A 20,613-nucleotide genomic window follows, 5' to 3' on the forward strand; every position below is an offset into this window, starting at 1 on the left:
GGTGGGGTCAGCCGAAGAGGGCGCGGCCCCAGTGGTCGGCGGCGTCGCGGGCGCCGGGCGGGCAGGCGAAGACCGCGCTGGAGACGTGCCGCAGGTACTCGTTCATCGCGTCGTGCCGGGCCAGCTGGGTCTGGATCGGCACGAACTGCTTGCGCGGGTCCCGCTGGTACGCCATGAAGAAGAGCCCGGCGTCGAGCCGGCCCAGCCCGTCCGAGCCGTCGACGAAGTTGTAGCCCCGGCGCAGCAGGCGGGCGCCGTTGTTCGTGCTGGGGTGGGCGAGCCGGACGTGGGAGTCCTCGGCCATGACCGGCTGGCCGTCGTCGCCCTTGGCCACGAAGTCCGGCTCGTCGAACTCGTCCTTACGGCCCAGCGGGGCGCCGCTGCCCTTGGTCCGCCCGACGATCTGCTCCTGCTCCGCCAGCGAGCTGCGGTCCCAGGTCTCGATCTGCATCCGGATCTTGCGAGTGACCAGGTACGACCCGCCGGTCATCCAGTCCGGCCCGTCGCCCGGCTGGGCCCAGAGCTGCTCGCGCAGCAGGCCGGCGTCCTCGGCCTTGAGGTTGGCGGTGCCGTCCTTGAAGCCGAACAGGTTGCGCGGCGTGGCCTGCTCCCGCGAGGTCGACGAGGTACGCCCGAAACCCAGCTGGGACCAGCGGACGCTGACCACGCCCATGCCGATCCGGGCCAGGTTGCGGATGGCGTGCACCGCCACCTGCGGGTCGTTGGCGCAGGCCTGGACGCAGAGGTCGCCGCCGGAGATCTCCGGGCGCAGCGCGTCCCCGGCGAAGTGCGGCAGGTCGGCCAGGGCGGCGGGACGCCGGTCGGCGATGCCGAACCGGTCCCTGCCCTGCGCGTCCCGGAACAGCGTCGGGCCGAACCCGACGGTGAGGGTGAGCTGCGACGGGGGCAGGCCGAGCGCCTCCCCGGTGTCGTCCGGCGGGGCCTCCGGCATGCCGCCGACGGCGCCGATGACACCGGCGTCCTTCCCGGCGGTCATCCGGGCGGCGGCGGCCGTCCACTCCTGGAGCATGGCGACCAGCCGGGCCCGGTCCTTGGTGATCACGTCGAACGCGACGAAGTGCAGCCGGTCCTGGGCGGGGGTGGCGATGCCGGCCTGGTGCTCGCCGTGGAACGGCACCGCTCCGGCGGCCAGGTCGTTCGCCGCGGCGTGGTCGGCACCCCGGACCAGCGCGCCGGCGCCGGCGGCGACCCCGGCCACGCCGGCGACGCCGACCCCGGCGAGGGTGATGGCCCGCCGCCGGGACAGCGGCGTACCACGCCGTCCGCCGTCCGCGGCCGGCTCGGTGCTCTGCTCGCTCATCGACTCTCCTGACGGACCCGTGGTCACCGGGCGACGGCCGCGGCGACCTTGCTGATCGGCTCGGCGAGGGCATTGATGCTGTCTGAGAGCTCCTTGAGCTCGGTCTTGCTCAGCGCCGTGTGCAGCTTCCAGCCGTCACCGGCGCGGTGCCTGCCGAGCGCGGACTCCACGTTGGCGAACTCGGCGTCGAGCTGGGTGACCAGCTCGGGCGAGCGCTGCTCCAGGGCGGGGCGCAGCGCGGCGATGGCGGCCTTCGAGCCCTCCAGGTTGGCGTTGAAGTCCCAGAGGTCGGTGTGCGAGTACCGTTCCTCCTCGCCGGTGATCTTGCCGCTGGCGACCTCGTCGAGCAGCGCCTTGGCGCCGTTGGCGAGCTGGAGCGGGGTGAGCTTCTCGGCGTTGGCCTTCGCCACGATCTCCTTGACGTCGGCGAGCAGCCGGTCGGCGATCGGGCCGTCCTTGCTGATGTCGCCGGTGGTCCAGAGGTCCTTCTCGATCCGGTGGAAGCCGGTGAACTCCATGCCCTCCTCGACGACCTCCTCGCGGCCGTCGATCTTCGGGTCGAGGTCGCCGAAGCTCTCCGCCACCGGCTCGATCCGCTCCCAGTAGATGCGGGCGACCGGGTAGAGCGCCTTGGCCTTCGCCACGTCGCCGGCCTTGACCGCGGTGACGAACTCCTCGGTCTTCGTCAGCAGCGCGCCGGTCTGGCTGGTCACGTACCGCTGGTAGCTGGTGGTGGCCTCGGTCAGCGCGGCGTCCGGCGCGACGGTCGCGGCCGTGCCGCTGACCTTGAGCGCGCCGCGGATGCCGCGGCCGCTCATCCCGGGCTTGCAGGCCGTCTCGTACCTCCCGCCGGGCAGCTCGACGCGCAGCTCGCGGCTCAGGCCGGGGGCGATGTTCTCCACCTCGCCCATCACCCGGTCACCGGCGGCGTAGACGTAGAACTCGTTGACCTTGCTGCCGGAGTTGGTCACGGTGAAGGTGGCCTGGCCGGCGGTCAGGTCGGTGAGGTCGACCTCGCAGGCGGTGTCGGTCGCCTTGACCTTGACCGCGTTCCCGGCCTTCGCGGCCTCCTGTTCCTCCCCGTCCGTGCAGGCGGTGACGCCGGTGACGGCCAGCACGCCGGCGGCGGCGAGCACCAGGAAGCGGGTGGTACGCATCAGTTCTTGTCTCCTCGGAGAAGGGCGGGTCAGGCGCGCGGGACGGCGGGGGTCGGTGCGTCGGCGGACGACGTCGCGGGGGTCGGCTTGGCGGGGGTGGCCGGCTTCCGGAGGAAGAGCACCATCACCGGCACCGCGTAGGCGACCCAGGCGAGCATCTCCAGCACGCTCGGCGCGGCGGTGATGTTGAACATCCCGGCGAGCAGGGCGGCGTACCAGGTGCTCGGATCGAGCACCGAGGAGATGTCGAAGGCCAGGTCGTTCAGGCCGGGCAGGACACCGGCCTCCTGGAAGTCGTGTACGCCGTACTTGAGGATGCCGGCGGCGACCAGGATCAGCAGCGCGCCGGTCCAGGTGAAGAACTTCGACAGGTTGATCCTCAGGGCGCTGCGGTAGAGCAGGAATCCGATCACCACGGAGGTCGCGACGCCGCCGATCAGCGCCAGCAGCGGGCCACGCCCGGCGCCACCGGCCGCGCTCTGCGCCGCCGAGTAGAAGATCAGGGCGGTCTCCAGACCCTCCCGGATCACCGCGAGGAAGGACATCCCGGCCACCGCGAGGGAGCCGACCGCGAGCGCCTCGGTGAGCTTGCCGCGCAGCTCGCCGGCGATCGTCCGGGCGGCCTTGCGCATCCAGAAGATCATCCAGGTCACGAAGACCACGGCGGCGACGGAGGTCACCGCCTCGAAGAGCTCGCGGTCCTCGGATCGGGCCAGCAGGGAGGTCGAGGTGTACTCGATCAGCCAGCCGAAGAGCACCGACAGCGCCACGGCCAGACCCACGCCGGTCCAGACCTGGGGCAGCCGGTCCCGACGCCGCGACTTCACCAGGAACGCGACCAGGATGCTGACCACCAGGGTCGCTTCCAGGCCCTCCCGCAGGCCGATCAGGTACGTGGCGAACATCGGTACTCCGTGTCGTAGTAAGGGTTGCCTCAACTAACTTAGGGCAGGCATACCTTCCTCCCGCCCCGGGGGTGGCGTCAAGTCGTTCGCGACGACTTCACCCGGGCTCCGCGTGCTGGTCGGGGCGTCGTCGGAGGGCGGGCGCCGGCCGCCGTCGTGGGAGGATCCGACGGACTCCGAGGACAGGACGACCCGTGCCCGACGCGCTTCCCACCCTCCGTCCGCCCGCCCCCGCGCCACCAGGGACTTCCGACCCCTGTGCGGATCGACACAGGACGAAGGGAGCGCACGGGTGAGGGGCCTGACGCCGTGGCTGACGGTGCTGGCGCTGGTCGTCGTCCTCAGCGCGCTGCGGCTGCGGCCGCTGGCCGTGGCGGTCTCGCTCGCCTGGCTGGCCTGGTGCGTCTGGACCTGGATCCGCCCCACCCGCCGCGGCCCCAACCCCCGCTGACCCGCCTGCCCCCGCCGGGCCCGACGGGCGGCGTACACGAAAGGACCGGGCCGGCCGCGTGGCGGCCGACCCGGTCCTTCGACATGGATCTCAGTAGCGGTAGTGCTCCGGCTTGAACGGGCCCTCCTCGGCGATGCCGAGGTAGGAGGCCTGCACCTTGGTGAGCTTGCTCAGCTTGGCGCCGAGCGCGCCCAGGTGCAGCCGGGCGACCTTCTCGTCCAGGAGCTTCGGCAGCACGTAGACGCCGATCGGGTACTCCTCGGTCTTGGTGAAGAGCTCGATCTGGGCGATGGTCTGGTTGGCGAACGAGTTCGACATCACGAAGCTCGGGTGACCGGTGGCGTTGCCCAGGTTCAGCAGGCGGCCCTCGGAGAGCACGATGATGGCGTGGCCGTCGTTGAACTTCCACAGGTCGACCTGCGGCTTGATGTTGACCCGGGTGACGTCCGAGCGCTTGGCCAGGCCGGCCATGTCGATCTCGTTGTCGAAGTGGCCGATGTTGCCGACGATGGCCTGGTGCTTCATCCGGGCCATGTGCTCGTTGGTGATGACGTCGAAGCAGCCGGTCGCGGTGATGAAGATGTCGGCCTGCTCGACCACGTCGTCCAGGGTGGCGACCTGGTAGCCGTCCATCGCCGCCTGGAGCGCGCAGATCGGGTCGACCTCGGTCACCACGACCCGGGCGCCCTGGCCGCGCAGCGACTCGGCGCAGCCCTTACCCACGTCGCCGTAGCCGAGCACGACGGCCATCTTGCCGCCGATCAGCACGTCGGTGGCCCGGTTGATGCCGTCGATCAGCGAGTGGCGGCAGCCGTACTTGTTGTCGAACTTGCTCTTGGTCACCGAGTCGTTGACGTTGATGGCCGGGAAGAGCAGGGTGCCGGCGCGGTGCATCTCGTAGAGCCGGTGGACGCCGGTGGTGGTCTCCTCCGTCACGCCCTTGATGCCGGAGGCGATCCGGGTCCAGCGCTGGCCGTCCTCGGCGAGCGAGCGGTGCAACACCTCGAGGATGACCGCGTACTCCTCGGAGTCGGCGGACTCGACCGGCGGGACGACCCCGGCCTTCTCGAACTCGACGCCCTTGTGCACGAGCAGGGTGGCGTCGCCGCCGTCGTCGAGGATCATGTTCGGGCCCTGCCCGTCCGGCCAGGTAAGCACCTGCTCGGTGCACCACCAGTACTCCTCCAGGCTCTCGCCCTTCCAGGCGTAGACCGGGACGCCGGCCGGCGCCTCGGGGGTGCCGGTCGGGCCCACCACGATCGCGGCGGCGGCGTGGTCCTGGGTGGAGAAGATGTTGCAGGACGCCCAGCGGACCTGCGCGCCGAGCGCGACCAGGGTCTCGATCAGGACGGCGGTCTGGATGGTCATGTGCAGCGAGCCGGTGACGCGGGCGCCTGCCAGGGGCTGGGCGTCGGCGAATTCACGGCGGATCGCCATCAGGCCGGGCATCTCGTGCTCGGCGAGCTGGATCTCCTTGCGCCCGAACTCGGCGAGCGACAGATCCGCCACCTTGTAGTCGCCCTCAGCGAGGGTGCTCGGCCGCGTGCCACTGGTGGACGCCGGGAGGGTGCTGGTCATAGAAGCTCCTGTCGAACGATGGGCTGCGCAACCATTCACCTTACGCCCGTGCCTTGAGGCCGCACGGAGGACCGCCGGAGACAGCGCACGGGGCGGTCGGTGGTGGACGGAATTTCCGTCCACGAGCCGGCCGCCCCGCGCATCCCCCCGGTTTGGTTCCCCCGCGCGCGCTCTCGGACCTTCGTCGCGACAACGCTGCGTACCCATAGAGTCACACTGGGCAAGGGCCACGTCAAGCGATTTCAGGAAAAGTCGGACTTGTATCGTCGGCCGACGAGTCAGAAGGCGCCGCAGGTGGCCACGTACGCCTCGCCCTCGCCGGCGAAGACCAGCGGCTCGGCGGCGGCGGCCGTACCGATCGCCGCCTGCCCCGGGCCGAGGATGACCGCGCCCGCCCCGTCGTCCACCGAGACCTTGCCGCCGCGGCAGAGCACCACCCGCGGCCCGGGCAGCGGCAGCCGCACCGAGGGCGTCGCCGCGCCCACCGTCACCCGGTGCAGCGCAAAGTCCTCGATCGGCACCGGCCAGCAGACCACCCCGGGCGCCACCGGCCGCGCGGTGACCACCGGGTCGTCCAGCACCTCGAAACGGAGCACCCGCAGCAGCTCGTCGACGTCCACGTGCTTCGGGGTCAGCCCGCCGCGCAGCACGTTGTCGCTGGCCGCCATGATCTCCACGCCGGTGCCGCGCAGGTAGGCGTGCAGGTTGCCGGCCGGCATCCAGATCGCCTCCCCCGGCGCCAGCCGCACGTGGTGCAGCAGCAACGCCACCAGCACCCCCGGGTCGCCCGGATAGGCGGCGGCCAGCGCCCGGGCCAGCTCCGCGTCCGGGCCGGCGACCGGCGCCGCCACCACGGCCGCCACCAGCCCGGCCCGCTCCGCGGCCGGCCAGGTCAACAGCAGGCGTACGCCCTCCCGCAGCCCCGCCGGCCCGGTGCGCAACGCGTCCACCACCGGCGCCAGCGCGGGTACGCCGAACCCGGCGAGCGCCTCCGCCGAGACCGCCGGGTCACGGAAACCGCAGAGCGCCTCCATCGGCGAGAGCGCGACCAGCAACTCCGGCTTGTGGAACGGGTCGACGTAGTTGCGGCGCCCGTCGGTGCGCGCCGCGTCGGCCGCGTGCCCGGCCCGGGCCTGCTCGGCGTCCGGGTGGGCCTGCAGGCTCAGCGGGGCGTCCGCGGCGAGCACCTTCAGCAGGAATGGCAGCCGGGTGCCGAACCGGCCGACGACCCGCTCGCCGAGCCAGTGGCCCGGCTCGGCGACCAGCAGGTCGAGCAGGCTCACCCGGTTGCCGCCCCGGTCGACCATGGCCGGGGCGCCCGGGTGGGCGCCCAGCCACAGTTCCGCCTCCGGACCCGCACTGGGCACCGGGCGCCCCTGCAGCTCGGCGATCGCCGAGCGGGACCCCCAGGCGTAGTCGCGGATCGGCCCGTACAGCAGCTCCACGCTCAGCCTCCGGCCCGCTCGGCCGCCTCACCCGGCCCGGACTCCGGCTGCGGTGCGGCGGTGTGCGCGGCGGCGCCGGTGCCGGCCTGGTCGGCGGCGGCGGAGTAGACGTCCGGCTCCAGGTAGATGACCCGGGCGACCGGGACGGCGGCACGGATCCGCGCCTCGACGGCGTTGATGCCGCGGGCCAGGTCCTCGGCGCTGTCGCCTGGTGGCACGGCGATCTTCGCGGCCACCATCAGCTCCTCGGGGCCGAGGTAGAGCGTCTTCATGTGGATGATCCGCTCGACCTCGGGGCCCTCGGTGATCGCCTTTTCGATGGCCTCGAGGTCGTGTCGTTCGGCACCCTCACCCAGCAGCAGGCTCTTGGTCTCGATGGCGAGCACGATCGCGATCGTCACCAGCAGGACACCGATCGCGGCGGTGCCGGCGGCGTCCCACTCGCCGTTGCCGGTGATCAGGGTCATGCCGACGCCGAAGAGCGCGAAGACCAGACCGATCAGCGCGCCGAGGTCCTCCAGCAGCACCACCGGCAGCTCGGGGGCCTTGGCACGGCGGATGAAGCGCACCCAGGACTGGTTGCCCCGGACCAGGTTGGACTCCTTGATGGCGGTCCGGAGGGAAAACGACTCCATGATGATGGCGGCCACCAGGACGGTGACCGGCACCCACTGCCACTCGTCGATGCCCCCCTTGTGCGACCACTTGTGGTACGCCTCGTAGAGCGCGAAGAGACCACCGACGCTGAACAGCACGATGGACACGATGAACGCGTAGATGTAGCGCTCCCGGCCGTACCCGAAGGGGTGCTGCGGGGTGGCCTCCCGCTTGGCCCGCTTGCCGCCGAGCAGCAGCAGGCCCTGGTTGCCGGAGTCGGCGACTGAGTGGATCGCCTCGGCGAGCATCGACGACGAACCCGTCAGCAGGAACGCGACGAACTTGGTGACGGCGATGCCGACGTTGGCCAGCAGGGCGGCGACGATCGCCTTCGTCCCGCCATTTGCGCTCACTGGTTCGACAGCTCCTTCATTTCCGTGATGGCCGGGACCGCCATCGGGTCCAGTCCGTGGGCCAGGGCAAGGTAGACCGAGGCGAAGTCGGGCACCGCGATGAGCGAGGCGAGCCGCTCCAGCGCGGAACCGCCCTCGGCGGTGACCACGTCGCAGCGCACGCCGCGCCGCTCCGCGAGGGTCTGCACCGCGTCGGCGCGGCGCTCCTCGACGGCCAGCGGCTCGTCGGTGTCGTCGTCGGCGTTGAGGCCGCCGTCGCGAAGCAGCACCAGCCGCAGCCGGGTCGAGTCACCCTCGGTCTCGTCGCGGTCGACGAAGATGTCCCGCGCCAACTCGACCAGACCGCCGAAGACTCCGTCGAGCAGGCCGACCCGCCCCCGACCGGCCTCGCCGAGCGCCCCGGTGACCACCGGGTAGCGGGCGTTGGCCGACAGGGTGTCGCCGAAACGCCGGGCCGCGACGGTGGCCAGCGGGGACGAGCCCCAGACGATCGGGATCGACCCGGCCAGCCCGAGGGCCAGCGACTTCGCCGGGTTGACGAAGGACTCGGCGGTCGGCCGGCACCGGTCGGCGTCGGCGTCCAGCCGGGCCGCGGTCTCCGCCAGATCCGCCTCGTTGACCTTCACGAGGCCGAGCGTACGGGCGGCGAGCAGAACCGGCACGGTAAGCGCCCAGAGGCTGGCCCGGGCCGGGGCGCGCCGGGGCACCGGGATGAACGGCGCCCGGGCCCGCTCGGCGACCGCCTGCAACTGCGAGTCGGGCGCGCCGACGGCGACCAGCCGGGCGCCGCGGCGGTGCGCGGCCTCGGCGGCGCCGAGCGCCTCGGGGCTGCGGCCGGAGGCGCTGACCGCGATCACCACGTCCGCCGCGCCGACCCAGCCGGGCACGCCGGAGCTGCGGTGCGGGATGACCGGCACCGGGCAGCGCGGCCCGGCGACCGTGGCCAGCACGTCACCGGTACGCCCGGCGGTGCCGATGCCGGCGATGACCACCGCCCGGGGGCGGCCACCGTCTTCCAGCAGCGACAGGTTCGCCTCGGCGGCCAGCGCCGCCGACTCGCGCACCTGGGCGCCGGCCGAGGCGGTGTAGCGCAGCATGCCTCCCGGGTCGTGCTCGGCGACGGCGTCCGGGTCGTCCAGCACCGACTCGTCGGCCACCCGCCGGCCGCTGACGCCGGCCACACCGTCCATCACGGCTGCGCCTCCGGGCCGCCGCGGGCCTCGTCGAGCAGCAGCACCGGCACGTCGTCGCGTACCTCGAAGACGCGACCGCACTCGGTGCAGGTCAGGGTCTGTGCCTGCGCGTCGTAGTCCAACGGGGCGTGGTGCGTGTCGGGGCAGGCGAGGATCTCGAGCAACTGCGGGTCCAGGGCCACTGCGGCTCCTTCCACGTGGGTGGTCTCGTCGGACGGCGGTGCCGACCGGCGCAGGCGATCTTATCCGCGAACCCGCTCCAGCACCTCGTCGCGCAGCGAGATCATCCGCTCCTCGGTCGGGCCCTCCACGTTGAGCCGCAGCAACGGCTCGGTGTTGGACGCGCGCAGGTTGAACCAGGCGCCGTCGGGGAACCGCAGGGTGAGCCCGTCCAGCTCGTCGGCCTCCGCCTCCGGGTACGCGACCCGGACCTCGGCGACCTTCGCCGCCTGGTCGGCCACCGTCGAGTTGATCTCACCCGAGGCGACGTACCGCTCGAAGACGCTGGCCAGGATCGACAGCGGCTGGGACTGCTCGCCGAGCGCGGCCAGGGTGTGCATGGCGGCGAGCATGCCGGTGTCGGCGAACCAGAAGTCGCGGAAGTAGTAGTGCGCCGAGTGCTCGCCACCGAAGATCGCGTTGGTACGGGCCATCTCGGCCTTGATGAAGGAGTGGCCGACCCGGGCCACCACCGGCTCGCCGCCGTGCTCGCGGATGATCTCCGGCACCGCGCGGGAGGTGATCAGGTTGTGGATCACGGTGGAGCCGGGGTGCTTGGCCAGCTCCCGGGCCGCGACCAGGGCGGTGACCGCGGACGGGGAGACCGGCTCGCCCCGCTCGTCGACCACGAAGCAGCGGTCGGCGTCGCCGTCGAAGGCCAGACCGATGTCGGCGCCGTGCTCGACCACCGCGCGCTGCAGGTCGACCAGGTTCTTCGGGTCGAGCGGGTTGGCCTCGTGGTTGGGGAAGGTGCCGTCCAGCTCGAAGTAGAGCGGCACGATCTCCAGCGGCAGGGCCGGCAGCGTGCGCTCGCCGAGCACGCTGGGCACGGTGTAGCCGCCCATCCCGTTGCCGGCGTCCACCACCACCTTCAGCGGCCGGATGGTGGAGAGGTCGACCAACTTGCGCAGGTAGGCGGCGTAGTCCGGGAGCAGGTCACGCCGCTTGATCGCGTGCTGCGGCTCGCCGGCCGGGCGCTCGCCGCGATCCAGCAGGGCCTGCGCCCGGTCCCGGATGTCGGAAAGGCCGCTGTCCTGGCCGATCGGCCGGGCGCCGGAGCGGCACATCTTGATGCCGTTGTACTGCGCCGGGTTGTGGCTGGCGGTGAACATCGCCCCGGGCAGGTCCAGCGCGCCGGAGGCGTAGTAGAGCATGTCGGTGGAGGCGAGCCCGAGCTCGATCACGGTGCGCCCCTCGGCCTGGACGCCGGTGGCGAACGCCGTGGCGAGACCGGGGCCGGTGGCCCGCATGTCGTGGGCGATGAGGACGGCGTCGCCCGGCTCACCGGCGGCGTTGAGCACCTGCGTGAAGGCCGCGCCGAGGGCCTCGGCGGCGCGCTTGTCCCACTGGTCGGGCACCGTCCCCCGGACGTCGTACGCCTTCACGATCTGGGACAGGTCAGACACAGGTTTCGCTCCTCGCCAGCAGGCCGTCAACGACCCTGAGCGTATCGGAGCGGCGGCGCCGGCCCCGTTCTAGCCGGGGAGGCGGGGCATGAACGTCGTGGCGTCCCCGCCGGCGGGGCCATGCTGGGGGCCGGTCTGACCGGCCGGCGGGGCCGGGGCGTGCCGGCCCTGCGCGGGCGGAGCCGAGGCGTGCCGGCCCTGCGCCGGGGGCGCCGAGACCGGGGGCGCGGAGGCCGGCGACGGCGGGGCCGAGGTGGGCCGGGCGCCGTACGTCCCGCCGGCGGCCGGGGTGACCGTGGGGTAGGTGCCGGCCGCCCCGTACAGGCCGGTGGGGCGGGCCGGGGGCTGCTGCTGGCCGTACATCTGGGGAGTCGGCGCGGGGGTCCCGCCCGGCAGCCCGCCGCCGGAGCGGTAGGTGGTGGGGCCGGGGTTGGGCGACAGCGGGACGCCCGGGTAGCCGACCTGCCCGCCGTCGTCCGTCGGGTCCTTGCGGTTGTTCCGGATGAGCAGGGCGATCAACCCGGCGCCCACGGCGACCATGGCGATGCCGAAAAACATGATCATGGATCCTCCGGAGGACTGGTCGGCATCGGCGGCGGCCTGGCCGGTGATCGGGGCGGCGAGGACGGCCTGGGTCGGCTCGTCCGCGGCGGCCGCCGGGGTCTCGGTCGGCACCGCGCTGGGGGTCGGGCTGGGCCTGCTGGTCGGCAACCCGGCGGCCCTACCGCCGACCTTGGAGGTGTCGACCTCCCGGCCGAGGAGCCGGCCTGACGCGGTCGTCGCCTCGCCGACCACCTCCAACCGGCCCGCCGGAGCGCCCGCGAGGAACGCCACCCGGTAGCGGACGGTGATGCTCTTTCCCTTGCACAACGTGGGATTCGCCGGCGAGGTACGGGGCACGCTCACCTCGCCTCCACCGCCGGAGACCGGCACCGGGAACCAGCGGCCGCCCGCGTTCACCTCTACCCGCACCTGGTCGGCGGAGACACCGTCCAGGCGCAGCCCGAGCGCGGTGCGCAGCATCACGCAGCCGTCGGTGCGCTTGCGCACCTCGATCGCGACGCCGCCCGGGGAGCCGCCGGCGGTGAAGCTGCTCGCCGCGCGGACACCGATCCGGTCCTCGTCGGCGTATGCCGGTGCCGCCCCGACGACCAGCAGGCCGCCCAGCAGCGCGCCGGCCGCCACCAGTCGCGCCATGTGCCGACGCACCGACATGTTCACCTCACCGTTTCTCCCCGTTGGGGTCCGCCGGTCAGATTACTACCGGGGCGGGGTACCCCTCGCTCATAGAGCGCCCGGCATGTGTGCCGGATTACCCTCCGGCGGCTCCGGGCATGCCGACCGGCTCGCCGCGCGACGAGCTCGGCGTCCACCTGGGGATCTGCCGGCGACCCCGGTACGCACCTGAACCGGCGGTCGACGCCGTCCGATGTCGACGCGGCCGCGGCGGCAGGGGCCGCGACGCTCAGCGGGCCGGTGATCCACCGGTCGGAGCGGCGGCGGCCAGGGCGTCGCGGCAGAGCCGGTCGGCGGTCCGGGTGGTCTCCGGCAGTCGGTAGCGCGGGGTCAGCGCGAGCACCTGCGCGACCGCGTTGTCCAGGCTCATCCGGTGCCCGACGCTGACGAAGACGGGCTTCACCCCGTCCCGGGTCCGCAGCACCCGCCCGACAGTGTCGCCCTCGTCGACCAACGGACTGCTGTCACCTCGGCGCGGCCCCGGCTCGGCCCACTCGCCGACCAGCGGCGTCTTGCCCACCCCGATCGCCGGCAGGCCGGTGACCACGCCCAGATGGCAGGCCAGCCCGAACCGGCGCGGATGGGCCAGCCCGTGCCCGTCGCAGACCAGCAGCTCCGGACGGGTGGTCAGCCGGTCGAGCGCGGCCAGCAGCGCGGGCAGCTCCCGGAAGGCGAAGAGCCCGGGTACGTAGTCGAAGGCCGGCCGGCCGACGCTGACCGCCCGGTCGACCACGGTCAGGGTCGCGGCGTCGAGCACGGTGACGGCCGCCGCCAGCAGGTCACCGCTCTCCGCGTACGCGACGTCGAGGCCGGCCACCGTCGCGGGCCGGCGCGGGCCGGGCCCGACCAGGTCCGCGAGCGGCCGCAACCGATCCTGGACGGCCACCGCCTCCGCCACCGTCCGCGGCGCCCCCTGGCCTTTCATGATCGACTCCTCTCCGGCGATACGGCGATATCCCCATCGTCCACGCCCTTCCGGAGATCACTCGCTCAATGCCTGGCGCGCCTCCTCGACCCAGCGCAGGATGCCGGACGCACCGCTGGCCTCGGCGGTGGCCGCCGCCTCCTCGACCAGCGCCCGGGCGTCGTCCCGTCGGCCGTCGCCGATGGCGAGGAACGCCAGCCCGACCAGGTTCGCCGCGACGCCCGGCTGGAAGCCGACCTCCCGGCGCAGCTGGGTGGACTCCTCCATCCGCTGGCGCGCCGCGTCGAGCCGCCCGGCCGCCTGCTCGGTGAAGGCCAGGTGCCGCAGCACGTAGGAGAGCGTCAACCGGTCACCGACCCCGGTGGCCAGCTGATGAGCGCGCGCGTACGCCGGAGCGGCAGCCTTCTCGTCCTGCCGGATCACCTGGTGGACGCAGCCGACCCAGAAGAGTGCCTCCGCCTCGCCGCGAGCGTCACCGAGCTGCCGGTAGAGCTCAACGGCCCGCTCGAAGAGCGGCAGCTCGCGCGGGTCCTCGACCCGGCCGTCGAGGAACCGGGCGTGCAGGATCCGGCCCCGGGCCAGGGCGAGATCCGCCTCGACCCCGTCCAGGTCGCGCTCGGCTTCGGTGAGCACGCCGGTCTCGCCGGCGAAGACGGCCCGCTCGTAGTGGGCGTGGGCCCGGGCGATCCGGTCCTCCGCCGTCACTGGCCGACCCGGCCGTCGATCCGCTCGCGCAGGAAGTCGGCGTGGCCGAGGTGCCGGGCGTACTCCTCGATCATGTGCACCAGCAGCTCGCGCAGCGAGATGACCTCGTCGCCGCGGTGCCCCTTGACCCCGAGGTCGGGCGCCTCGGCGACGAAACGCTCGGCGTACGCGACCTCGGCCCGCCAGGTCGCCCACGCCTCCGCGACCACCTCCGGGTCACCGACCGCGCCGTCGAAGTCGGCGTCCCGGTCGTCCTCAGTACGCCAGATCCACGGGGCGTCCTCGCCGGCCATGGTGCGCCGGAACCAGCCCCGCTCCACCTCGGCCATGTGTCGGACCAGCCCGAGCAGCGACATCGTCGACGGCGGCACGCTACGCCGGGCCAGCGCCTCCGCGTCGAGGTCGGCGCACTTGAGTTCCAGGGTCAGCCGATAGTCGCGGAGGTAGTTGACCAGGATGCTCCGCTCGTCGTCGAAGTTTCCGTCCGAACGGGGGTCGTCCTCGGGTCGGACGAACATGTCCGACCAGCCGAAGGAGCGGGCGGGCAGGTTGGTGTCGGCGTGGGAGTCCGTCATGCGGCGACCCTGACCCACCCATCGACCGGTAGCAAGGGATTTCCGCCGCTCAGATCGAACGCGTGCGCAGGCGGGGCTTCGGCTTCTCACCAGCGAGGTGCCGCTGCTTGTGCTGCCGCACCTGCTCGTCCCAGACCTCCTGGTCGTAGTCGGGACTGGGCGGGATCCACTTGTGCGAGCCGTCGCTGTAGTGGAACTTCTCGTCACCAGGCCGGAGGACGCTCACCGCACCCAGCCCAAGAACCGTCGATGCAGGCTGCCCGCCGGCAGCCTGACCAGATCCTCGGCCGCCCAGACGAGGCAGGACCCCATGTAGAGGGCGAGCGAGACGGGCGCCCGGTCGAACTCGGCCCGCAACTCGCGCTTGCGCGTCGGGCACGGCCACGGCAGGTCGCAGCCACCGCAACTCCACACCGGCAGCACCGGGCCGTGGGTGGTCATCGCAGGCCGCCCAGGAAGCGCGCGGTGCGCGAGCGGGCCTGCCGGCTGGTCGCCCACTCGACCTGCCAGCAGGGGTACGGCGACAGCCGCGCCCACCAGGCCCGGCAGCCGGCACACGTGCCGTCGATCCGCCGCACGTGCACCGCCAGGATCAGCCACATCAGGTGGTCGGCGTCCGCCCCTCCCCCGGCCAGTGGCCCCGGTTGATCGGGAGCCGGTGCCGCGCCCGGCACGGCAGGTCCGCGCCGCACCGGCACACCCGTCGCCACCGGCGCCAACACCAGACCGGCCGATGCCGGCGGGCCAGCGTCATCGCCGCCGCGACGAGGTACTCCTCGTAGGAAACGCGGCGCACCATCACGCCGCCCGCTGTGTCGCTGAACCCGCATGCCGCTCCCGAAGCTCGGTCGCCCGCTCGAAGGCCCTTCGTCGGCTCGGCATCCACCGCGTCCGACCACCCATCGGGCCTCCCGCCAACTCGCCAGGACGGTGCCGCGGGTGCCCACCCCGGACGGGGGACCAGGCCAGACACCCACGGCGGGGCGTCAAGCCGCCAAGCTCAGTAGCCCCATCAGCAACTTAGAGCGCATAGCGCGCACGGTCAACGGCTATGAGCACATGGCGTTGTAACTTCCGCACTTCCTGTGGTGTGCTTGCCCCAGCCGCCAAGCTGGGAGCACCACCGATGTCTGAAGCTGCATACCTTCAGGTCGCCCGCGATCTTCGCGAGCAGATCCGTGACGGACGCCTGAAGCCAGGCGACAAGTTGCCGTCGTTCAACGCCCTCTGCGCGCACTACGAGGCCAGCAACACTGTCATCCGCGCGGCGATGCTCGTCCTCAAGGCCGAGGGGCTAATCGACGGCCGTCAGGGCAAGGGTGTCTACGTCACAGATCGCGCATCCAAGAGCAACTAGCGCCGTCGTCACGAGTCCGACCCGCCGCTGTCGCGTCGATTCCATGACCGCGTGAAACCGCTGTTCCATGACGCTCAACTCCGCGAGTCCCACCCGGTGCTCCTCCCGGCTGGGTTACAGACACAACGAGGACCAGGCCGACCAGGTGTCAACCATCACCCTCATCAGGACCTGCGTGACACGTCCGGCCTAGACGATCTTTTGACGTTGGGTAGTTCTTGAGGCCTGTCTGGTCCGTGGCCCTGACGGTTCGCTCCGCGAAGGGCCGGGATTCCCTGGTGGGTCAGATCCGTGGGGCGGGTGCCTCGGGTGCGCGGCCCCGGGCGCGCCAAGCGTCCGAGCCGGCGATTCCGGCCAGTACCGCAGCGGCGGCGCCACCGGCGGCCAGGGGTGGCAGGTACCACGTGGCCGGAATCAGGAGGCCCAGGGCGAGCAGGCCGGCCAGCCGCGATCGGGAGACTCGGCTGAAGACCTGGAGTTCGAGAAATGACCGCCCGGCCAGGAACAGCGCGGGCCCACCGAGGATGGCGATGAGCCAGCTCGGTTCCGGCCGGCCGAGCGGCTCCGTGATGTACAGCTCGAAGCTGACACCGGCCAGGAGGACGCCGGCGATCATGAGCAGGTGAGTCCCGGCTACCGCCACGGACTGCCGGACCGGGTTCCTGGCGCCCGTGATGGCCAGCGGGAGGGTAGCGCCGGCCCGGTAGAAATAGACCCGCCAGAGCAGCACGATGGCGACGAACGCGAGCCCGAACCCGGCCGTATGCGGGGTGCCGAGGTCGCTGCCGCTGAACGCCTTGCCGGACACGAAGATCGCCTCACCTAACGTGATCAAATAGAACTGCTGCAACCGCTCGGCCAGGTGCTCACCCGCGATCGGTCCAGCGGATCGTTTAAAGCGGGCCGTGAACCCGATGTAGCCGATGGCCAGCGCGAGGGCCCAGAGCACGGCGCGGAGACCCTGGTCGTGCACCAGCGCGCCCACGATCCACAGCACCGCGCTCACGGCAACCGAGAGCGGCGCCGTGGTAGTGACCGTTAGACGGCGGAGGACCAGGAGGAGCAGCAGGCGGCTTATCCGGACCGTCGCATAAGCGCCGGCGAAGACGAGAGCCCGCTGCTCGAACCCCTGCGGTACCGCGACGGCCATCACCACGGCGCCGGCCATCGACATGAACACCATGATCTGGACCAGCAGCAAATCCGGGCTTCGTCGGCTGGTCAACGCGACAGTCGACAGCCACAGGACCCAGAACGCCAGGAACAGCAGGAAGGTCTCCACCACCTCGCCGAACCATTGCTGACTCCCAGCGCTGAGGTCATGGATCAGCCGCAAGCTGAGCTGATTGAGCGCGAACACGAAGACAAGATCGAAGAGCAGCTCCAGGAAGGTCGCCCGCCGCCAGCCGGCTTTCTCGCGCATGAGCCGCTCGCCGCCCGACTCACCCATCCGCCATCAGCCCGGCACAGAGTCCCAACCTAGTCACGGCGCTTCCTCTCGTATCACTCCATACAAACGAGCCAGGAACGACGGAAGCCACTCGCCACGGCAGAACACCTAGCGCGATCTTGGGAAGCCACACTCGGCGGATGTCACCCAGGTCCTGATACCGATCCGTCACGCAGGTCCCGAGACCGGACAGCCGGCTGCCGGCGTCGCCAGAATCCCCGTTCCAGTTTCTGTACGTCTTCAAGGCGGCCCTGAACGGGCGTAGCCGCGGCTGCCAGGCGGCGGCCAGCGCCAGCGGGGTGAAGGCGTCGGCCCCGGCGACCTCGGAGGACGAGACGTTGGTAAAGCCGGCCCGGTCGACGGTCACGTTGACCGCGGCGTGGTCGGCCAGCGGGATCCCGCCCAATGGCACAGTCACCCCCATCGCTTCGTCCTCGGCCGTTCCTGCCCGCCCGCCGCGCGGGCAGGATGGGCTGCCTGTTTCCCGGATAAGGGCCGGCCAGGTCGGCGGCCGGTGTTACGACTGCCTGATGGGCACCATCGACGACGGGAGCCGCTGAGGCATGGCGGCCGGGGGTGCGCGGCGCCTGATGCCCACCACGCAAGCGACGGGGCGGGCGACCTTCCTGGAGCTCTTCTTCGATCTGATCTTCGCCTACGCGCTCAGCCGCATTTCCGCCCGGGCGTTCGAGGACCTCGCCCCGGAGACGGGCGGCGGCGAGGGCTGGAGCGCGGTCACCGGCGGCGGCAAGCTCCTGCTGCTGCTTTTCGCGCTCTGGGGGGTCTGGCAGGGCATTGCCTGGACCACCAGCCGGTACGACCCGCACCACGGCTGGCTGCAACTGATCGTGATCACCGCGCTGGTGTCCAGCATGGTGATGGGCGTGGCGATCTCCCGGGCGTTCCGCGAGACCGGGCTGGCCTTCGCCGTGGCGTACGTGGTCGCGCAGCTGTCTCGGCCGGTGATCCTGCTGCTCGCGCTGGGCCCCCACCCGCACCGGCGGCTGGAAATACGGATGGCGATCGTCTTCAGCGCCACCGGGGTGCTCTGGATCATCGGGGCGCTGCTTCCGACCAACCCGCGGATCGTCCTCTGGACATCGGCGCTCACCGCCGAGTACCTGGCCAACCGGTTCGGCTGGCCAGTGCCGGGACTGGGCCGGTCCACCATCGCGCACTCGGAGATCGCCGCCGAGCACCTGGCCGAGCGCTACCAACAGTTCTTCCTCGTCGCGCTCGGCGAGACGATCATTGTGGCCGGCCTCGCCTATAACACGGGCCCCTACTGGCTCGGCCAGACCATCGCCTTCGCTCTGGCGCTGGCCACCTCGATCCTGCTCTGGCGGCTCTACGTCCAGCGCGCCGGGCAGATCCTCGGCGAGGCGGTCGCCAAGGCCCGCCACCCGGCCACCATCGGCCGGTCCGCAGCCGACACCCACCTGGTAATGGTGGTCGGCCTCACCACCACCGCGATCGGCTACGACCTGACGATCAGGCACCCGCTGAGCCATCCCGAGACCTCCTGGATCGCGGTGGTCATCGGCGGTCCGGTCCTCTTCCTGGCCGGCCGGGCCCGCTTCGAGTACGAGGTGTTCAGCCGGGTGTCGCCACCCCGGTGGATCGCCGCGCTGGTGCTGCTGGCCCCGGTGCCCGTCCTGGTGCACTACCCGCCGCTGATATCGGCGGCCGTGGTCGTCGCAGTGCTGACCGCGGTCGCCGTCGCCGACGCCCGCCGGGCCTGGGGGCGCCCACCGGAACCGGCCACGCCGCCCTACTAGCGGCGATGCGCACGCAGCGGCCCGCGCCACTCTTCCTGCTTGACCTTCTCCCTGGTCGCCCGCTCCGACGCCGGCCGCCTCACGGCGTCGCCGTGGCCAGCAAGTTCCTCTCGGGGCGGGGTGGTGGGCCGGCAGCCGGCCCGGCCGCGCGGCCAGGACCCGCGCGGCCTAGGGGAGCGCACGCCGGCCGCGTCGGCGAGCTGGCGGCGGTCGCGGGGCTTCGGCGGCGTGCCCTCACAGGGCTTGTAAGCGAGGCGTCCGGGTCCACTGAGCAGCCACGCGAGACTCGTAGTGCGTAGGTCAGGGACTCTCCAACCCCACTTCAGAGCTGCACCCCGGTCAGCACCAGCACCCGCGGCTCCGTGTAGTCCTCCATCGCGCTACGCAGCCCCTCGCGCCCCACTCCACTTCCCTTCACCCCGCCATAGGGCATCTGGTCGGCGCGGTACGACGGCACGTCCCCGACGATCAACCCGCCCACCTCCAAGGCGCGCGAGGCAGCGAAGGCCACGTCCAGACGGTGCGTGAAGACGCCCGCCTGCAAGCCGTACGCCGAGTCGTTGACGGCGGCGAACGCGGCCTGGTCGTTCTCGACCTGGGTGACCACCAGCACCGGCCCGAAGACCTCCTCGGTGCAGACCTTGGCGTCCGCCGGCACCCCCGAGAGCACCGTCGGCGGGTAGGTGGCGCCCTCGCGTCGGCCGCCCACCTCGATGGTGGCGCCGGCGGCGACCGCCTCGTCCACCCACTCCTCCACGCGCGCAGCGGCCTCGACCGACACCAGCGGCCCGACGTCGGTGTGCTCCGACGAAGGGTCGCCGACCCGCAGCGCCTCCACCGAGGCGATCAGCCGGGGCAGGAAACCGTCATACAGCCACTCGTGCACGAACACCCGCTGCACGGCGATGCACGACTGCCCGGCCTGGTAGTTGGAGAACGTGGCGATCCGGTGCGCGGCGAAGGTCAGATCCTCGTGGGAGTCCCAGTCCTCGCAGATCACCGCCGCCGCGTTGCCACCCAGCTCCAGCGTCACGTGCTTCTCCGGCACGGACCGGCGGATCGCCGCACCCACCGGCCCGGAGCCGGTGAACGACACCACCGGCAGGCGCGGGTCGGCGACCAGCTCGGCGGCGCGCTCGTTCGGTAGCGGGAGCACCGAGAACATGCCCTCCGGCAGCTCCGTCTCGGCCAGGATCTCGCCCAGCAGCAGCGCCGACAGCGGCGTGGCCGGGGCCGGCTTCACGATGATCGGCGCGCCCACCGCGATCGCCGGGGCGACCTTGTGCGCCACCAGGTTCAGCGGGAAGTTGAACGGCGCGATGCCCAGCACCGGCCCCTTCGGCGCCCGTCGCACCAGGGCGATCCGCCCGGTCGCCGCCGGGTCGGTGTCCAGGCGTTGCAGCTCACCGGAGAAGCGCCGTGCCTCCTCCGCCGCCCAGCGGAACGTCGACACCGCGCGCCCCACCTCGGCCCGTGCCCACTTCACCGGCTTGCCGTTCTCCGCGGTGATCAACGCGGCGACCTCGTCGGCGCGCTCCGCCAGCCGCCGGGACACGTGGTCCAGGGCCGCCGCCCGGGCGTGCGCCGGCAGGGCCGCGGCCGCCGCGGCCACTCCGGCCGCTGCCGCGATGGCCGCCTCGACCTGGTCGGCCGTGGCGAGCGTGGTACGCCCCACCGTTCGGCCGTCGTACGGGTGGGTGACGGTCAGCTCGCCCTCGCCGTGAACGGGGCGGCCGGCGACATAGAAGGCTCTTGGCTCCACGTCGGCAGCGTAGACGACCCCGGCTCGCACGGAAACAGTCGCCACAGGCCTTGTGGGCCGCGAATTCAGTAGCCAAGATGGCACCTAGATTGCGAATACCTCCGCTGACCATCCCCCGGCCATCCCACGGAGACATCCCC

Annotated in this window: 21 protein-coding genes and 1 pseudogene; 3 read left to right on the forward strand and 19 right to left on the reverse strand. The window is 72.1% G+C overall.

The window, feature by feature from the left end:
• Positions 1-7 precede the first annotated feature (7 nt).
• The 3 genes from efeB to efeU are packed head-to-tail and all read right to left on the reverse strand — an operon-like array spanning position 8 to position 3,383.
• On the reverse strand, positions 8-1,321 hold the full coding sequence (gene efeB / locus ACLQ2U_RS07350; RefSeq protein ID WP_425749789.1) for an iron uptake transporter deferrochelatase/peroxidase subunit: 1,314 nt from the start codon (positions 1,319-1,321) through the stop codon (positions 8-10).
• A gap of 23 nt (positions 1,322-1,344) precedes the next feature.
• The gene (gene efeO, locus ACLQ2U_RS07355; protein WP_425749790.1) at positions 1,345-2,478 is read right to left on the reverse strand and encodes an iron uptake system protein EfeO; all 1,134 of its coding nucleotides are present in this window, start codon (positions 2,476-2,478) and stop codon (positions 1,345-1,347) included.
• 29 nt (positions 2,479-2,507) lie between these two features.
• Positions 2,508-3,383 (reverse strand): iron uptake transporter permease EfeU, encoded by an 876-nt coding sequence (gene efeU / locus ACLQ2U_RS07360; RefSeq protein ID WP_425749791.1) that lies wholly within the window; start codon positions 3,381-3,383, stop codon positions 2,508-2,510.
• 292 nt (positions 3,384-3,675) lie between these two features.
• On the opposite strand from efeU, the gene ACLQ2U_RS07365 reads away from it, so the two are divergent.
• On the forward strand, positions 3,676-3,834 hold the full coding sequence (locus ACLQ2U_RS07365; RefSeq protein WP_425749792.1) for a hypothetical protein: 159 nt from the start codon (positions 3,676-3,678) through the stop codon (positions 3,832-3,834).
• 90 nt (positions 3,835-3,924) lie between these two features.
• On the opposite strand, the gene ahcY is transcribed toward ACLQ2U_RS07365, so the two are convergent.
• From ahcY to ACLQ2U_RS07430, 13 genes are all read right to left on the reverse strand, one after another.
• The gene (gene ahcY / locus ACLQ2U_RS07370; RefSeq protein ID WP_425749793.1) at positions 3,925-5,412 is read right to left on the reverse strand and encodes an adenosylhomocysteinase; all 1,488 of its coding nucleotides are present in this window, start codon (positions 5,410-5,412) and stop codon (positions 3,925-3,927) included.
• A gap of 278 nt (positions 5,413-5,690) precedes the next feature.
• Positions 5,691-6,857, reverse strand: coding sequence for a mannose-6-phosphate isomerase, class I (gene manA / locus ACLQ2U_RS07375; protein ID WP_425749794.1), 1,167 nt, complete (start codon positions 6,855-6,857; stop codon positions 5,691-5,693).
• A 2-nt stretch (positions 6,858-6,859) separates the two neighbouring features.
• Positions 6,860-7,867 (reverse strand): cation diffusion facilitator family transporter, encoded by a 1,008-nt coding sequence (locus ACLQ2U_RS07380; RefSeq protein ID WP_425749795.1) that lies wholly within the window; start codon positions 7,865-7,867, stop codon positions 6,860-6,862.
• Positions 7,864-9,060 carry an SIS domain-containing protein gene (locus ACLQ2U_RS07385; RefSeq protein WP_425749796.1) on the reverse strand — a complete coding sequence of 399 codons (1,197 nt, stop codon included), beginning with the start codon at positions 9,058-9,060 and terminating at the stop codon, positions 7,864-7,866. The genes ACLQ2U_RS07380 and ACLQ2U_RS07385 overlap by 4 nt, the downstream gene beginning before the upstream one ends.
• Positions 9,057-9,242, reverse strand: a complete 186-nt coding sequence (locus ACLQ2U_RS07390) for a Trm112 family protein (protein ID WP_425749797.1) — start codon at positions 9,240-9,242, stop codon at positions 9,057-9,059. Before ACLQ2U_RS07390 ends, ACLQ2U_RS07385 begins: the two co-directional genes overlap by 4 nt.
• 60 nt (positions 9,243-9,302) lie before the next feature.
• Positions 9,303-10,685, reverse strand: coding sequence for a phosphomannomutase/phosphoglucomutase (locus ACLQ2U_RS07395; protein WP_425749798.1), 1,383 nt, complete (start codon positions 10,683-10,685; stop codon positions 9,303-9,305).
• A 69-nt stretch (positions 10,686-10,754) separates the two neighbouring features.
• The gene (locus ACLQ2U_RS07400) at positions 10,755-11,900 is read right to left on the reverse strand and encodes a hypothetical protein (RefSeq protein WP_425749799.1); all 1,146 of its coding nucleotides are present in this window, start codon (positions 11,898-11,900) and stop codon (positions 10,755-10,757) included.
• Between the two features lie 250 nt (positions 11,901-12,150).
• The gene (nfi, locus tag ACLQ2U_RS07405) at positions 12,151-12,846 is read right to left on the reverse strand and encodes a deoxyribonuclease V (RefSeq protein WP_425749800.1); all 696 of its coding nucleotides are present in this window, start codon (positions 12,844-12,846) and stop codon (positions 12,151-12,153) included.
• A gap of 57 nt (positions 12,847-12,903) precedes the next feature.
• Positions 12,904-13,551 carry a tetratricopeptide repeat protein gene (locus tag ACLQ2U_RS07410; RefSeq protein ID WP_425749801.1) on the reverse strand — a complete coding sequence of 216 codons (648 nt, stop codon included), beginning with the start codon at positions 13,549-13,551 and terminating at the stop codon, positions 12,904-12,906.
• Positions 13,548-14,126 (reverse strand): DinB family protein, encoded by a 579-nt coding sequence (locus ACLQ2U_RS07415; RefSeq protein WP_425749802.1) that lies wholly within the window; start codon positions 14,124-14,126, stop codon positions 13,548-13,550. The genes ACLQ2U_RS07410 and ACLQ2U_RS07415 overlap by 4 nt, the downstream gene beginning before the upstream one ends.
• 49 nt (positions 14,127-14,175) lie before the next feature.
• On the reverse strand, positions 14,176-14,352 hold the full coding sequence (locus ACLQ2U_RS07420) for a hypothetical protein (protein ID WP_425749803.1): 177 nt from the start codon (positions 14,350-14,352) through the stop codon (positions 14,176-14,178).
• The gene (locus ACLQ2U_RS07425; RefSeq protein ID WP_425749804.1) at positions 14,349-14,567 is read right to left on the reverse strand and encodes a hypothetical protein; all 219 of its coding nucleotides are present in this window, start codon (positions 14,565-14,567) and stop codon (positions 14,349-14,351) included. The genes ACLQ2U_RS07420 and ACLQ2U_RS07425 overlap by 4 nt, the downstream gene beginning before the upstream one ends.
• The gene (locus ACLQ2U_RS07430; RefSeq protein WP_425749805.1) at positions 14,564-14,818 is read right to left on the reverse strand and encodes a hypothetical protein; all 255 of its coding nucleotides are present in this window, start codon (positions 14,816-14,818) and stop codon (positions 14,564-14,566) included. The genes ACLQ2U_RS07425 and ACLQ2U_RS07430 overlap by 4 nt, the downstream gene beginning before the upstream one ends.
• A gap of 434 nt (positions 14,819-15,252) precedes the next feature.
• On the opposite strand from ACLQ2U_RS07430, the gene ACLQ2U_RS07435 reads away from it, so the two are divergent.
• On the forward strand, positions 15,253-15,483 hold the full coding sequence (locus ACLQ2U_RS07435) for a winged helix-turn-helix domain-containing protein (RefSeq protein WP_425749806.1): 231 nt from the start codon (positions 15,253-15,255) through the stop codon (positions 15,481-15,483).
• Positions 15,484-15,766: 283 nt separating this feature from the next.
• On the opposite strand, the gene ACLQ2U_RS07440 is transcribed toward ACLQ2U_RS07435, so the two are convergent.
• Both ACLQ2U_RS07440 and ACLQ2U_RS07445 read right to left on the reverse strand, forming a co-directional pair.
• The gene (locus ACLQ2U_RS07440; RefSeq protein ID WP_425749807.1) at positions 15,767-16,933 is read right to left on the reverse strand and encodes a low temperature requirement protein A; all 1,167 of its coding nucleotides are present in this window, start codon (positions 16,931-16,933) and stop codon (positions 15,767-15,769) included.
• Positions 16,934-17,107: 174 nt separating this feature from the next.
• Positions 17,108-17,351: pseudogene (locus ACLQ2U_RS07445) on the reverse strand (LLM class F420-dependent oxidoreductase); the annotation flags it as partial.
• Between the two features lie 172 nt (positions 17,352-17,523).
• On the opposite strand from ACLQ2U_RS07445, the gene ACLQ2U_RS07450 reads away from it, so the two are divergent.
• Positions 17,524-18,711, forward strand: coding sequence for a low temperature requirement protein A (locus ACLQ2U_RS07450; protein ID WP_425749808.1), 1,188 nt, complete (start codon positions 17,524-17,526; stop codon positions 18,709-18,711).
• 322 nt (positions 18,712-19,033) lie between these two features.
• On the opposite strand, the gene ACLQ2U_RS07455 is transcribed toward ACLQ2U_RS07450, so the two are convergent.
• The gene (locus ACLQ2U_RS07455) at positions 19,034-20,473 is read right to left on the reverse strand and encodes an aldehyde dehydrogenase family protein (RefSeq protein WP_425749809.1); all 1,440 of its coding nucleotides are present in this window, start codon (positions 20,471-20,473) and stop codon (positions 19,034-19,036) included.
• Positions 20,474-20,613 lie beyond the last annotated feature (140 nt).

It is taken from the genome of Micromonospora sp. DT47 (assembly GCF_049844475.1).
Taxonomy (GTDB): Bacteria; Actinomycetota; Actinomycetes; order Mycobacteriales; family Micromonosporaceae; genus Micromonospora.

Coding starts and splice junctions, on each gene's coding strand:
- efeB (WP_425749789.1), bottom strand. CDS start 1,321: ATGAGCGAGCAGAGCACCGAGCCGGCCGCGGACGGCGGACGGCGTGGT.
- ACLQ2U_RS07435 (WP_425749806.1), top strand. CDS start 15,253: ATGTCTGAAGCTGCATACCTTCAGGTCGCCCGCGATCTTCGCGAGCAG.
- efeO (WP_425749790.1), bottom strand. CDS start 2,478: ATGCGTACCACCCGCTTCCTGGTGCTCGCCGCCGCCGGCGTGCTGGCC.
- ACLQ2U_RS07425 (WP_425749804.1), bottom strand. CDS start 14,567: ATGACCACCCACGGCCCGGTGCTGCCGGTGTGGAGTTGCGGTGGCTGC.
- nfi (WP_425749800.1), bottom strand. CDS start 12,846: ATGAAAGGCCAGGGGGCGCCGCGGACGGTGGCGGAGGCGGTGGCCGTC.
- ACLQ2U_RS07415 (WP_425749802.1), bottom strand. CDS start 14,126: ATGACGGACTCCCACGCCGACACCAACCTGCCCGCCCGCTCCTTCGGC.
- ACLQ2U_RS07400 (WP_425749799.1), bottom strand. CDS start 11,900: ATGTCGGTGCGTCGGCACATGGCGCGACTGGTGGCGGCCGGCGCGCTG.
- ACLQ2U_RS07450 (WP_425749808.1), top strand. CDS start 17,524: ATGCCCACCACGCAAGCGACGGGGCGGGCGACCTTCCTGGAGCTCTTC.
- ahcY (WP_425749793.1), bottom strand. CDS start 5,412: ATGACCAGCACCCTCCCGGCGTCCACCAGTGGCACGCGGCCGAGCACC.
- efeU (WP_425749791.1), bottom strand. CDS start 3,383: ATGTTCGCCACGTACCTGATCGGCCTGCGGGAGGGCCTGGAAGCGACC.
- ACLQ2U_RS07440 (WP_425749807.1), bottom strand. CDS start 16,933: ATGGGTGAGTCGGGCGGCGAGCGGCTCATGCGCGAGAAAGCCGGCTGG.